Source organism: Clostridium sp. Marseille-P3244 (genome assembly GCF_900120155.1).
In the GTDB taxonomy this organism is placed as follows: Bacteria; Bacillota; Clostridia; order Lachnospirales; family Lachnospiraceae; genus Mediterraneibacter.
On the sequence record NZ_LT635549.1, the window covers coordinates 1,774,000 to 1,788,161 of the forward strand.

At 48.5% G+C, this 14,162-nt stretch carries 11 protein-coding genes; 7 read left to right on the plus strand and 4 right to left on the minus strand.

What is annotated here, in order from left to right; translation table 11 throughout:
• The first annotated feature begins 30 nt into the window (after nt 1–30).
• The 3 genes from uvrC to BQ7367_RS10285 are packed head-to-tail and all read left to right on the plus strand — an operon-like array spanning nt 31 to nt 3,827.
• Complete coding sequence (uvrC, locus tag BQ7367_RS10275; protein WP_072526175.1) at nt 31–1,881, plus strand: excinuclease ABC subunit UvrC; 1,851 nt, start codon at nt 31–33, stop codon at nt 1,879–1,881.
• 44 nt (nt 1,882–1,925) lie between these two features.
• Nucleotides 1,926–2,858: an HPr(Ser) kinase/phosphatase gene (gene hprK, locus BQ7367_RS10280; RefSeq protein WP_072525350.1), complete on the plus strand. Its 933-nt coding sequence runs from the start codon at nt 1,926–1,928 to the stop codon at nt 2,856–2,858.
• A gap of 36 nt (nt 2,859–2,894) precedes the next feature.
• On the plus strand, nt 2,895–3,827 hold the full coding sequence (locus BQ7367_RS10285) for an ROK family glucokinase (RefSeq protein ID WP_072525351.1): 933 nt from the start codon (nt 2,895–2,897) through the stop codon (nt 3,825–3,827).
• Nucleotides 3,828–3,963: 136 nt separating this feature from the next.
• On the opposite strand, the gene BQ7367_RS10290 is transcribed toward BQ7367_RS10285, so the two are convergent.
• Complete coding sequence (locus BQ7367_RS10290) at nt 3,964–6,507, minus strand: transglycosylase domain-containing protein (RefSeq protein ID WP_072525352.1); 2,544 nt, start codon at nt 6,505–6,507, stop codon at nt 3,964–3,966.
• Between the two features lie 199 nt (nt 6,508–6,706).
• On the opposite strand from BQ7367_RS10290, the gene BQ7367_RS10295 reads away from it, so the two are divergent.
• The gene (locus tag BQ7367_RS10295; RefSeq protein WP_072525353.1) at nt 6,707–7,360 is read left to right on the plus strand and encodes a YigZ family protein; all 654 of its coding nucleotides are present in this window, start codon (nt 6,707–6,709) and stop codon (nt 7,358–7,360) included.
• Between the two features lie 126 nt (nt 7,361–7,486).
• Here the strand turns inward: BQ7367_RS10295 and hpf are convergent, their stop codons facing one another.
• The 3 genes from hpf to typA all read right to left on the minus strand — a co-directional run bounded on the left by hpf (nt 7,487) and on the right by typA (nt 10,400).
• Nucleotides 7,487–8,044: a ribosome hibernation-promoting factor, HPF/YfiA family gene (gene hpf, locus BQ7367_RS10300; protein ID WP_072525354.1), complete on the minus strand. Its 558-nt coding sequence runs from the start codon at nt 8,042–8,044 to the stop codon at nt 7,487–7,489.
• A 109-nt stretch (nt 8,045–8,153) separates the two neighbouring features.
• On the minus strand, nt 8,154–8,555 hold the full coding sequence (locus BQ7367_RS10305) for a hypothetical protein (protein WP_072525355.1): 402 nt from the start codon (nt 8,553–8,555) through the stop codon (nt 8,154–8,156).
• Between the two features lie 18 nt (nt 8,556–8,573).
• Nucleotides 8,574–10,400 (minus strand): translational GTPase TypA, encoded by a 1,827-nt coding sequence (gene typA / locus BQ7367_RS10310; RefSeq protein WP_072525356.1) that lies wholly within the window; start codon nt 10,398–10,400, stop codon nt 8,574–8,576.
• 225 nt (nt 10,401–10,625) lie between these two features.
• Here typA and BQ7367_RS10315 point away from each other — a divergent pair, with 225 nt between their 5' ends.
• From BQ7367_RS10315 to BQ7367_RS10325, 3 genes are all read left to right on the plus strand, one after another.
• The gene (locus BQ7367_RS10315; RefSeq protein WP_072525357.1) at nt 10,626–11,255 is read left to right on the plus strand and encodes a single-stranded DNA-binding protein; all 630 of its coding nucleotides are present in this window, start codon (nt 10,626–10,628) and stop codon (nt 11,253–11,255) included.
• A gap of 111 nt (nt 11,256–11,366) precedes the next feature.
• Nucleotides 11,367–12,125 (plus strand): 4-hydroxy-tetrahydrodipicolinate reductase, encoded by a 759-nt coding sequence (gene dapB, locus BQ7367_RS10320; RefSeq protein ID WP_072526176.1) that lies wholly within the window; start codon nt 11,367–11,369, stop codon nt 12,123–12,125.
• A gap of 77 nt (nt 12,126–12,202) precedes the next feature.
• On the plus strand, nt 12,203–14,155 hold the full coding sequence (locus BQ7367_RS10325; protein ID WP_072525358.1) for a fructose-1,6-bisphosphatase: 1,953 nt from the start codon (nt 12,203–12,205) through the stop codon (nt 14,153–14,155).
• Nucleotides 14,156–14,162: the final 7 nt, after the last annotated feature.

Consider the following 14,162-nt stretch of genomic DNA (forward strand, 5'->3'; position numbering starts at 1 on the left):
TTTGAAATGTGCTTCGGTATAATTATCTCCATGGAAAGCAATAATTTTGACATACAGGAAGAACTGAAAAAACTCCCGTCCCGACCCGGTGTGTACATTATGCATGACGAGAAGGACCACATCATTTATGTGGGTAAGGCGATCAGTCTGAAAAACCGCGTCAGGCAGTATTTTCAGAGCAGCCGGAACAAGGGCGTCAAGATTGAGCAGATGGTGACTCATATCCGGCGGTTTGAGTATATTGTGACAGATTCTGAGTTGGAGGCTCTTGTACTGGAGTGCAATTTGATCAAAGAATACCGTCCGAAATATAATACCATGCTCATGGATGACAAGACATATCCATTTATTAAGGTGACGACCAATGAGGACTATCCCCGTGTAATCCTATCCAGAAAGATGCAGAGGGACAAGGCAAAATATTTCGGCCCGTATACCAGCGCTCAGGCGGTCAGGGACACGATAGACCTGATTCACAAGCTGTATCATGTGAGAAGCTGCAACAGGAGCCTTCCAAGGGACATAGGGAAAGACAGGCCCTGTCTGAACTATCATATCCGGCAGTGTGACGCTCCCTGCCAGGGTTATATCTCCCGGGAAGAGTACGGCCGGGCGATCGGAGAAGTACTCCGTTTTTTAAACGGAAATTATGACAGTATCCTGAAAGAACTGGAAGATAAGATGAACGCGGCATCAGAGGCGCTTGAATTCGAACGGGCCATCGAGTATCGGGAACTGTTGAACAGTGTACAGAAGGTGGCTCAGAAACAGAAGATCACAGACTCCAGCGGGGAGGACCGGGATATCCTCGCGGCCGCGTCCGAAGGGGAGGACGCGGTGGTACAGGTGTTTTTTATCCGGGGAGGACGGCTGATCGGCCGGGATCATTTTTATCTGCGTATCACGAAGAAAGAGACCGGTTCAGAGATACTGGACAGTTTTATCAAGCAGTACTATGCGGGAACTCCTTTTGTGCCGGGTGAACTGATGCTCCAGGAGGAAGTAGAAGACCGGGAACTTCTGGAGACATGGCTGACAACAAAGCGAGGACAGAAAGTTTCCCTGAGGATCCCGAAAAAGGGAACCAAGGAGAAACTGGTGGAACTGGCGGCTGAGAATGCCAGGCTGATACTCAGTAAAGACAAAGAACGACTGAAGAGAGAAGAAGGACGTACCATCGGAGCAGTGAAGGAGATCGCGAAGCTGCTGGGCCTGGATGAGATCGTAAGGATGGAAGCCTTTGACATTTCCAATACCAACGGCTTTGAGTCGGTAGGGTCCATGGTCGTCTATGAGCGGGGCCGGCCAAAGCGCAATGATTACCGTAAATTCCGGATCAAAGGGATTAAAGGCGCGGATGATTATGGGAGCATGCGAGAAGTGCTCACCAGAAGGTTCACCCATGGGCTGAAGGAGCGGGAAGAAAATGCCGAGCTGGGGAAATTTACAGTTTTTCCGGATCTGATCCTCATGGACGGAGGCAAGGGCCAGGTCAACGTGGCACTTCAGGTGCTGGATGAACTTCATCTGAACATACCGGTGTGTGGCATGGTAAAAGATGACCATCACCGCACAAGAGGGCTTTATTATCAGAACGAGGAAATTCCCATTCAAAAGGCTTCGGAGGCATTCCGCCTGATCACAAGGATACAGGACGAAGCCCACAGATTTGCCATAGAGTATCACAGGCAGCTTAGGGGGAAAGGGCAGGTACACTCTATTCTCGATGATATTGACGGGATCGGTCCGGCGCGCAGGAAGGCTCTCATGCAGAATTATCCCAGCCTGGACGCGATCAGGAACGCGTCTTTGGAAGAACTGTCGAAGATTCCTTCGATGAATGAAAAAGCGGCGGAATCAGTATATAAATTTTTCCACTGATGTGGTATGATAATAAAAATGGGGAAGCGCAAAGGAGAAAATCTATGGAACATGGAATCACGCTGAACGAAATCGTTGAGAAGATGGATTTAAAAAATCTTACCCCTGAAGTCGATATGGAAGAAAAAGTCGTCAATGTGCCCGACGTCAATCGTCCGGCACTGCAGCTGGCAGGCTTTTTTGATCATTTCGATTCTACCAGGGTGCAGATCATCGGGAATGTAGAGTACAACTATGTACGGACGCTCACGGACAAACGCAGGGAGGAAATTTATGAGAGACTTCTGGAGCATCCGATCCCGTGCATTATTTTCTGCCGGAATATGGAGCCGGACAGGAAATTCCTGGACAGAGCCATACTTCACCGAATCCCGGTATTTAAAACGACAAAACAGACATCAGATTTCATGGCGGAGATCATACGCTGGATGAATGTAAGGCTGGCCCCCTGCATCTCGATCCATGGTGTACTGGTTGATGTGTACGGCGTCGGTGTGCTGATCATGGGAGAGAGCGGCATCGGGAAAAGCGAGGCGGCTCTTGAGCTGATCAAACGGGGACACCGGCTTGTAACAGATGATGTGGTGGAGATCCGGAAGGTGAGCGATGAGACTTTGGTCGGCTCTGCCCCGGATATAACCAAGCATTTTATTGAGCTTAGAGGCATCGGTATTGTGGATGTGAAATCCATGTTCGGTGTCCAGAGCGTAAGGGAGACGCAGAATATCGATCTGGTGATCACTCTGGAAGACTGGAACAGGGAGAAGGAGTATGACCGGCTGGGTCTGGAAGAAGAGTACACAGAATTCCTTGGAAATAAAGTCGTGTGCCACAGTATTCCGATCCGTCCCGGAAGGAATCTTGCGATCATTGTAGAGTCTGCCGCTGTCAACCACAGACAGAAGCAGATGGGATACAACGCGGCACAGGAGCTTTACAAGAGAGTACAGGAAAATCTGGCAAAGAAAAGAAAATAAGAGGGTAAAGAAACGATAAATAAAGGAGGAGAGACTATGAAATGTTTCGGAGTGGACGTGGGAGGAACTACGGTAAAGATGGGGCTGTTTGAGGAGGACGGGACGATCTTGGACAAGTGGGAGATCGCCACGGATATCTCGGAAGAGGGGAAAGCGATCCTTCCCAATATCGCCGCTTCCCTGGAAAAGAAGATAGAGGAGCACGGACTTCTGAAGGAGGATATCATCGGAGTCGGAGTCGGAGTGCCGGCTCCCGTGACATCAGAGGGGATTGTCAACGGAAGTGCCAACCTTGGCTGGAAATATAAAGAGGTCAAGAGAGAGCTGGAAGAGATGACAGGTCTGAAGGCAGCGATCGGGAATGATGCGAATGTAGCCGCGTTGGGTGAAATGTGGAAAGGCGGCGGCGCAGGAGAGAAAAATATGGTCATGGTAACGCTTGGAACAGGAGTCGGCGGCGGTGTGATCATAGGAGGAAGAGTTCTTGTCGGAGAGCACGGAGGCGGCGGAGAGATCGGACACATTTGTGTGAATTACGAGGAGACAGATCACTGTGGCTGCGGCAACAGGGGCTGCCTTGAGCAGTATGCTTCAGCGACAGGGATCGTGCGTCTGGCAAAGCAGAAACTGGGACAGGAAATGCGGCCGACCATACTGAACAAAGAGGATGTGACGGCAAAAGATGTCTTTGACGCTGTGAAAGCAGGAGATGAAGTGGCAAAAGAGATTGCTGTGGCATTCGGCAGATATCTGGGATATGGACTGGCAAATCTGGCAACAGTAGTTGATCCTGCCGTGTTTGTGATCGGCGGCGGGGTATCAAAGGCAGGAGAAGTACTTATACCCTATATAAGAGAGCCTTATATGGAAAGAGCGTTTTTCGCGAACAGAAATGTAAAATTTGTTCTTGCAGAGCTGGGAAATGACGCAGGGATCTGTGGATCGGCAAAGCTTGTGCTGGATGATTAAGAGGCGTCTGGATTATACAGAGTCACAGTAAGAGGGCCGGATAAGATCAATGAAATAAAGACAGCAGGAGAGGAAAAATCCTTTCCTGCTGTCTTTTATTTCAAGTATGACCGGAAACCGTTTCTGATTTCTATGTTCAGCCGGTCTGTTCCGGGGGAACTGTAGGCTCCGGAGTTGGAGTTGGAGTAGGTGTGATGGGCTCCGGCGTCGGAGTGGGTGTCGGAGTTGTCTCCTCAGGTTCTTCCGGAGTATCAGGATCTTCTGTATTTTCAGGATCCTTTTCCTCTTCCTCCTTTTTGTCCTTTTCGTCTTCTTCTTCCTCATCTTTATGGCCCGGACAGCTTTCTGTGGGGACATTGTCCTTGTCAAAATATTCTGTCAGAGTGGTGCATCCATCCACTGCCAGCTTACCGGTTTCTGTACAGATGGATTTCTGCACAACAGAAGAGGGAACCTCAAAATCTTTATATGGAAGTTCCGCGTGGATCCGGTCCATAATGGCCTTCCATATGGTCATGTGCCATGACTGGCTGATGTTTTCCATGGGTTTATTTTCATCATATCCACCCCATACAGAAGCCGTATAATAAGGTGTATACGCGGAGAGCCACAGGTCGGTGCTGTACTCTGTTGTACCGGTCTTTCCGGCAGCGGCCATATTATTGAGCCTTGCAGAAGTACCGGTTCCTTTATTGATAACATCTTCCATCGCGCTGGTAAGAAGATAGGCGGTAGATTCTTTTATCACTTCGTGGGTGGAAGGCGTGGAATTGTCGATAAGCACATTTCCATCATGATCCAGTATTTGCGTGTAGAGAGTCGGTTCCGTATAAACACCGCCGTTGGCGATCGCTGCATAGGCCGCGGTCATCTCAAGATTATAAACACCACGGGTGATACCTCCGAGAGCGGTAGACTGCGCGATGTCCGACATTCCCGGATAGTTCGGATCATCGTTTACAAGTGTCGTAAAGCCAAAATTCTCAAGATATTCAAATCCCTTTTCCAGACCGACGGTCTCTGTAAGAGTACGGACCGCGCATACATTCATGGAATGTTCGATGGCATAACGGACTCTTGCCTCTCCGATATATTTGCCGTCCCAGTTGTTTACCTGCTGTCCGCTGGCATATTTGTATGGCTCGTCCTTGATGGTAGTGGCCAGTGTCATACCACATTCATTGAGGCCCGGAGCATAGGTCGAAAGCACCTTGAAACAGGAGCCGGGCTGTCTCGGAGTGCTGGTGGCCCGGTTCAGCGAAAGGCTGGTGGTCTTGGTGCCGCGTCCTCCGACAATAGCTTTAACCTGCCCGGTGTACTGATCCATGACAACAACTGATGTCTGAGGCTGAAGAGTGATATTTACGTTTTCATCAATTGTATCGCCCGCTTCGGTGTTTATGCCCAGTGTGCTCTTGTACTCTTCTATGGCAGCGTAGGCTGCGTCCTCAGAGCTGAACACAAGAGGATTGGTATCTCCTGTGGAAGATTCAATATAGTCTCCTAAATTTTCCTTGCTGTAATTTTCCACAGTGCCATCTGCCCGGTGGATGGTAAGGGCGTATTCTACGCCATACTCTACGATAGGATAGTAGGATTCATCAGCTACGACCTCGTCACAGATCTGCTGGATTGAGGAATCCTGTGTGGATTTGATCGTCAGCCCGCCTCTGTACAGAAGATTGTATGCCTGAGTTTCAGAGTAGCCTTTCTCGTCCATGAGATCCTGGATCACATCTTCGATCAGAGCATCAGTGAAGTAGGAATAGGGTGATGTGTCCTCTGTAACAGCTGATGTCTGGAGAATACGGTCGTATACCGGATCCGCCATGGCTTCATCATACTCTGCCTGATCGATATAGCCCTGTTCCAGCATATTGCCAAGGACAATCTCCCTTCTGGAAGCGTTATCCTCAGGATTTGTCACAGGATCATATTTGGTCGGATTCTGGGTAATGGCCGCTATGACAGCACACTCAGAAAGTGTCAGATCCGCCACGTCCTTATTAAAATACCGGATGGAGGCTGTCTGTACACCCGAACAGCCCTGGCCCAGATTGATCGTGTTCATATATGCCTCCAGGATCTGTTCCTTGCTCATCTCCTTTTCAATGGCGACAGCAAGATATTGTTCCTGGAGTTTACGTTCTATCCGGTCCAGAAAAGTTTTTTCATTGACAAAGTTCGGAAAGACGTTGTTCTTGATAAGCTGCTGGGTCAGGGTACTTGCTCCTTCAGAAAAGTCAAAGCCATTGGAAATACCGACAAAAGCGGCTCTTATGATACCCTGGAGATCGACTCCGTTATGCTCATAAAAACGCTCGTCCTCAATGGCGATAAACGCGTGAGGCAGATAGTCCGTGTTGGCAGTGATCTCCTCATATGTCTTGTAGACCCTGTTAGAATCCGAGTCTTTTAGTGTCTCAATAACATTTCCATTGAGATCTGTGATATTGGTAATATATCCTTCGGGAAGAATGTCATCTGCCGATACGGCAGGTGTATTGTCGATGATCTTTTTTGCGAAGATTGCCGCGCCGATGACACAAATGATCCCCAGCAGGAGTATGCAGATGACAATAGCCTTAAAAAAGCGTACTCCTACACGTTTCTGCTTCATTTTTTTCTTTGAAGAGATATTCTTCTTTCGCCTGGAAAGATTATTTTTTCCGTAATTCACGAATAGCATCCTCCTTTTCAACTCTTTTGATTATATCAAATATATACTTTTAAATAAAGGAAAAAATAAAATCTTCATACTTTCTACATAAAATATTAGGAATCGCTGTTTTTCTTGTGGATCCGGCACGGGTCTGTTATAGTAGAGTCAGTCTGAACAAAAATTTTAAGGCTTTATCGGATGCAGGAGGTGGACCAGGATGGAAGCTTATCGAACTGTATATGCGGGCGGAAGCGGAGAGGTTACGGAAAAGAAGTCCCGTTTTATCGCGGATGTATTTCCTGTCCATTCACAGGAAGAGGCGTTCAACTGTCTGGAAGAGACCAGGAAAAAATACTGGGACGCAAAACATCACTGCTGGGCTTATGTAATAGGAAGAAATCCTCCGGAAGAACGTCTCAGTGATGACGGAGAACCGTCGGGTACGGCGGGAAAGCCGATTCTTGAAGTGATCAGGGGAAGAGAGCTTACCGACGTGTTTGTCGTGGTCACCAGATATTTCGGGGGAACACTTTTGGGTACCGGAGGCCTTGTGAGAGCTTATAGCGCCGCCGCCGCGGAGGGACTCTCCCACACAGAGATTATTACCAAAATCCATGGATTTAAACAGAAGATCATTACAGACTATACCGGACTGGGGAAGATTCAGTATCTTCTCGCGCAGAGGAAGCTGCCTGTACTGGATACCGTATATACGGACCGGGTGGAAATCTATACGCTTGTGCCTGACGATGAAGGAGAGCCGCTCAGAAAAGAGCTTATGGAAGGGACAAACGGGCAGGCTTCCACGGAAACGATACAGTCATGCTGGTTTGCGCAGACAGAGGCCGGGCTTAATATTTTTGAATATTGAAGGAAAAATTTTATTTTCAGAATAAAAAGTTCCGGAGCATATATCTCAGAAAAAATTCTGCTTCTGATGATATATGCTCCGGAATATTATTTTATCCGGAACAGATGCCTGCCGGATGAAAAACATTTATGAAAACTCCGGTTCAATCAGACCGAAAGATCCGTCTTTTCTCTTATATACAACATTGACTTCCTCGGTCTCGGCGTTGGAAAATACAAAAAAGCTGTGTCCCAGGAGTTCCATCTGGATGCATGCGTCTTCTGGGTACATAGGCTTGATTCCGAACTTTTTCGTACGGACGATGCGGATCTCGTCAGTTTCCGGAGAAGGCTCGTCTGACTCGATGAACTCTTTTTTGATGCTTCCTGAAGGGGAGGCAGCAGTGGGATGCCCCTGGTTCCTTGCTACCAGCTTGTTTTTATATTTTCGGAGCTGGCGCTCGATGATCTCTTCCACAAGATCAATGGATACATACATGTCATTGCTTGTCTGCTCAGAGCGGATGATGCTGCCCTTAACGGGAATCGTCACTTCGATCTTCTGGCGCTCCTTCTCCACGCTGAGGGTTACGATGATCTCTGTTTCAGGAGTGAAGTACCTTTCAAGTTTTCCTAATTTCTGTTCGATTGTGTCTTTAAGACCCGGCGTTACTTCAATGTTTTTTCCACTGATGATAAAATTCATACGGTTCGACTCCTTTTGTTCATATTTAACATAAACCTGTGAAAAATATATGTTTATATTATGAAAATATTATAACATGGAACAACACGAATGTATAGAATAAATCACTTTAATCCGGAGTTTTTTCTTCCTTTCCGGATTTTTCAGCAGACAAGAACAGGAACTTCTTCGTGGCAAACAGGATCGCGATCGAGATGACGCCCAGAAAGGTGTTCAGCGGGGAAGAGTGATCGATGATGACCTGTCTTGCGATGACAAAGAGCAGCACCTCAAATACGGTGGCCGCCGTGTGGAGACAGAGCATGCGGATCAGCTCCACGCCAATGATCAGATTGAAGCATGCAGAAAGCAGCTCCTTATAGTTGGGATAGGTGCTGGCGTCCGTGAGCTCGCCCAGGGAAAGGCCCAGCTGTATGGTCATAATGATGACTGCGCAGGCCAGCAGTGCCGCGATAATAAATTCCAGTGCTTTGGTCAGATATCTGAGAAAAAGGTGTACGTATTTTTCCATGTGTATTCTCCTCCGGCGTTATTTCATATTGCTTCGTTTACGCAGCCTTGAATCCAGGATCTTCTTCCGGATGCGGAGGCTTTTCGGCGTTACTTCCAGAAGTTCGTCCGTATCAATAAAATCCAGAGCCTGTTCAAGACTGAGGATTTTTGGGGGAGTGAGGCGGAGCGCTTCGTCTGCGCTGGAAGAGCGGGTGTTGGTCAGGTGTTTTGTCTTGCAGACATTCAGTTCGATGTCCTCGGCTTTTCCGTTCTGACCGATCACCATTCCGGCGTATACTTTTTCTCCGGGCCCGATAAACAGAGTTCCGCGTTCCTGGGCGCTGTACAAACCGTAAGTGACGGACTCACCGGCCTCAAAAGCAATGAGGGAGCCCTGTTTGCGGTACTGGATATCTCCCTTGTATGGGGCGTATCCCTCGAAGCTTGTGTTGAGGATGCCGTTGCCTTTTGTATCCGTGAGAAATTCACCGCGGTAGCCGATCAGGCCCCGTGACGGGATGGAGAACTCCAGACGGGTATATCCGCTGTTGGAGGAGCCCATGTTGCGCAGCTCTCCTTTTCGCTGGCCGAGTTTTTCAATAACAACTCCGGTGAACTCATCAGGTACATCGATATAGGCCGTCTCCATCGGCTCCAGTTTTTTCCCATTTTCATCGGTATGGTAGAGAACTTCCGCCTTGCTTACGGCGAATTCATATCCCTCTCTGCGCATATTTTCGATCAAAACGGAGAGATGGAGCTCCCCCCGGCCGGATACTTTGAAGCTGTCCGTGCTTTCCATCTCCTCCACGCGCAGGCTGACGTCCGTGTTCAGCTCCCGGAAAAGGCGGTCTCTTAAATGCCGGGAAGTTACATATTTTCCTTCCTGACCGGCAAAAGGGCTGTCATTGACGATGAACTGCATGGCGATGGTCGGCTCGGAGATCTTCTGGAAGGGGATGGGATCCGGATTTTCGGGAGAACACAGAGTATCTCCTATGGAAATATCTGAGATCCCGGAAATAGCCACAATAGAGCCAATGGTGGCCTCCTTTACCTCCACTTTTTCCAGACCGTCGAATTCGTACAGACGGCTGATCTTTACTTTTTCCTGTTTGTCCGGGTCGTGGTGATTAACCAGAACCATTTCCTGATTGACGGCAATGGTGCCGTTGTCCACTTTGCCGATTCCGATACGGCCCACATATTCATTGTAGTCGATGGTGCTGATGAGTACCTGGGTGGGAGCTTCCGGATCTCCCTCCGGAGCCGGGATATAGTCCAGGATCGTCTCGAAGAGCGGTTTCATGTCTCTCTCTTCGTCAGACAGGTCAAGGACAGCGACGCCCGCTTTTGCGGAAGCATAGACAAAAGGACACTCCAGCTGTTCGTCAGAGGCGCCCAGATCGATAAACAGTTCCAGTACCTCATCGATGACCGCATCAGGCCGGGCTTCAGGCCGGTCGATCTTGTTGATGCAGACAATGACCGGAAGGTCAAGGTCCAGAGCTTTGCGCAGGACGAACTTTGTCTGGGGCATTGCGCCTTCAAAAGCGTCCACTACCAGGATCACACCGTTCACCATCTTAAGGACACGTTCCACTTCCCCTCCGAAATCCGCGTGCCCCGGGGTGTCTATGATATTGATCTTAGTGCCCTTATAGTGGACGGCAGTGTTTTTTGACAGAATGGTGATACCGCGTTCCCGCTCGATGTCATTGGAATCCATGACACGTTCAGCTACCTCCTGATTTTCACGGAATACTCCGCTTTGTTTTAACAGTTCGTCCACCAGGGTGGTCTTGCCGTGGTCTACGTGGGCGATGATCGCGATGTTTCTTATATCTTCACGCTTCGTTTTCATGATCTATGCACTCTTTTCTATAAAAAATATGGATGTTTTTGCTGCAACTTCCTTATTTTATCATAAAATCTGTATTTTACAAGCATATGCGGTTAAAATGACGGAACGGTCCCGGAGGAAAATGTCGAACGATTTCCAGGAAAGGGAGTTCTATTTTTGTGATATGGCTCATACATTTAGTAGTGACTCAAAAATACCAGAAAGAGGAAGGGAGAACTACAGGTCATGTCAGATAAGATTATTGAGAACAATCAGGTAACGGTCATAGGCACAGTGGTAACAGAATTTACATACAGCCACGAAGTGTTTGGAGAAGGATTCTATATGGTGGATATCCTGGTGAAAAGGCTGAGCAGTTCAAATGACAGGATTCCGGTGATGGTGTCCGAGCGCCTGATCGATGTTACACAGGACTATATGGGAAAATGTATTATGGTATCCGGACAGTTCCGCTCATATAACCGTCATGAAGAACAGAAAAACCGTCTGGTCCTCTCGGTGTTTGCCCGGGAGATCGAGTTTATTGAAGAAGAGCCCGACGGCGCCCGGACAAACCATATCCTGCTGGAAGGATATATGTGCAAGCGGCCGGTGTACCGGAAGACTCCGCTGGGCAGAGAGATCGCCGATCTTCTGCTGGCAGTGAACCGTCCTTATGGGAAGTCGGACTATATCCCCTGTATCTGCTGGGGGCGGAACGCCCGGTACGCTTCCGGGTTTGAAGTGGGAGAGCATGTGAGGATATTCGGGAGGATCCAGAGCAGAGATTATGTGAAGAAACTCTCAGAGACAGAGGCGGAAACAAGGACGGCATATGAAGTTTCTGTGAGCAAGCTGGAATGCATAGATGAGTAATTGTTAAAAGGATATCATATGTTGAGATTCGGTCTTCAATATGATATCCTTTTTATGTTACAGGCACTTATTCAGGCGCCGGACAGACTTGGGTCAGGAGGAGAAAAGAACATGATAAAGATTTTGATGCATGGCTGCAACGGGAAAATGGGCAGGATGATCACAGAGATCGTGAAAAGTGACGAAAACGCCGAGATCACGGCGGGGATTGATACATATACAGGAACGGAGAATGAATACCCGGTATTTGAATCTGTTGATCAATGTGATGTGGACGTGGATGTAGTGATTGATTTTTCCAATGCGGCGGCAGTGGACAGCCTGCTGGACTACTGCGTGGAAAAGAAACTTCCGGTGGTTTTGTGTACCACAGGGCTGTCCGGGGACCAGCTGCGGAAAGTGGACGAAGCATCCGAAAAAACAGCGATCTTAAAATCCGCCAACATGTCTCTGGGAGTTAATCTTCTGTTGAAACTGCTTCAGGATGCGGCAAAAGTGCTGGCGCCCTCCGGGTTTGACGTGGAACTTGTGGAAAAACATCATAATCAGAAAGTGGATGCGCCAAGCGGTACGGCACTGGCCCTCGCGGACGCGGTGAATGGAGCTCTGAACGGAGAATATCACTATGTGTATGACAGAAGCCAGGTGCGGCAGAAAAGGGAGAAAAAAGAGATCGGGATATCAGCTGTAAGAGGCGGTACGATCGTGGGAGAACATGAAGTGATCTTCGCGGGAACAGATGAAGTGATCGAGTTTAAACATACTGCGTTTTCCCGGAGCGTATTTGGGAAAGGAGCGGTAGAGGCCGCTAAATTTCTGGCGGGGAAGACTTCAGGAATGTATGATATGAGCGATGTGATCGGACTGTGATCAGAGGAAAACAGCAGTGACAGAAAACGGCCTGTGTGAGGGGAACAGTGCCGGGGACGGATCCGGGAGGATAAATGATGAGAAAACTGGAGACAAAATATCTGGAGCGTCTGTCCGATCTGTATCCCACGATCGCCGCGGCATCAACGGAGATCATCAATCTTCAGGCAATTTTAAACCTGCCTAAAGGGACAGAGCATTTCCTTACAGACATACACGGAGAACATGAAGCATTTTTCCACGTGCTTAAAAACGGATCGGGTTCGGTGCGGAGGAAGATCGAGGATGTATTCGGTAATACAATGAGCGCCGGAGACAAACGGTCTCTGGCCACGCTGATCTATTATCCGAAAGAGAAGATGGATCTGGTCAGACAGACAGAAGCGAATATGGAGGACTGGTACAGGGTCAGTCTTTATCGTCTGATCGAAGTGAGCAAACGGGCGGCCAGCAAATACACCCGTTCCAAAGTAAGAAAAGCGCTTCCGAAGGATTTCGCCTATGTGATCGAGGAACTGATCACGGAAAGAGTGGAAATCAGTGATAAGGAGTCATACTATAATGAGATCATTTCTACAATTATCAAGATCGGCCGGGCAGAGGAGTTTATCTGCGCGATCTCAGAGCTGATCCAGCGGCTTGTGGTAGACCATCTTCATGTCCTGGGAGATATTTATGACAGAGGACCGGGGCCTCATATCATCATGGACAGACTGATGCGTTATCATTCGGTGGATATTCAGTGGGGCAATCATGATGTCCTGTGGATGGGAGCCGCGGCCGGGCAGAGAGGCTGTATCGCCAATGTGATCCGCATCTGCGCGCGCTATGGCAATCTGGATATCCTGGAGGACGGATATGGAATCAATCTGCTTCCTCTGGCGGCTTTTGCCATGCGGATGTACAAGGATGATCCCTGCACCTGTTTCACTCTGAAGACGACAGAACGGCCGGATTCCGAAGAAATGCAGATGAACCTGAGGATCCACAAGGCCATCTCCATCATCCAGTTCAAGGAAGAAGGGCGGATCATTGAGCGCCAGAAATCCTTCCATATGGAAGACAGAGCGCTCCTTCACAGGATCGACTATGAAAAGGGAACGATCCTTCTGGGAGGGAAGGAATACCGGCTCCTGGACACAAACTTTCCGACTATCGACCCGAAAGATCCCTATGCTCTGAGCGCGGAGGAAGAAGAGATTATGGAGCGGCTGGAAAAAGGGTTCCAGAATTGTGGAAAACTGCAGCAGCACATGCATTTTCTCCTGGCGAAAGGCGGACTCTATAAAGTATACAATGATAATCTCCTGTATCACGGCTGTATACCGCTGTCAGAAGACGGAAGTCTGAAAGAGGTGGAGATCTATGGGAAAAAGTATCGGGGAAGTGCTCTGTATGATGTGCTGGATTCCTATATCAGGAAAGGATTTATGGCTCTGGATGAAAAAGAACGCCGGGACGGAAGGGACCTGATGTGGTACATCTGGCTGCATCCGGAATCGCCTTTGTTCGGCAAGGATAAAATGGCCACTTTTGAGAGATATTTTCTTGCGGAAAAGGAAACCCACGCCGAAAGGAAAAATCCGTATTATTCTTTTCTGGAAAATGAACAGGTCATTGACAGGATACTGGAAGAATTTGGAATTGATCCGGCAAAAGGCCGTGTTATTAACGGACATGTTCCGGTAAAAAGTAAAGATGGAGAGAATCCTATCAAATGCGGGGGAAAAGTGATGGTCATTGACGGGGGCTTTTCAAGGTCCTATCAGAAAGAAACAGGTATTGCGGGATATACTCTGATCTACAATTCCTATGGCCTTCTTCTGGTGGCCCATGAGCCTTTTGAATCTACGGAGACTGCGATCCGGAGAGAAAAGGATATCCATTCAGAGATCATGGTCGTTAACAGAGTGTTGAAGCGCCGGCTGGTAGGAGACACGGATATCGGCAGGGAGTTAAAGGAACAGGTACAGGATCTGGAGCGGCTCCTGGAAGCTTATCGCAGTGGTGATGTAAAAGAGAAACTTTGACAGGAGG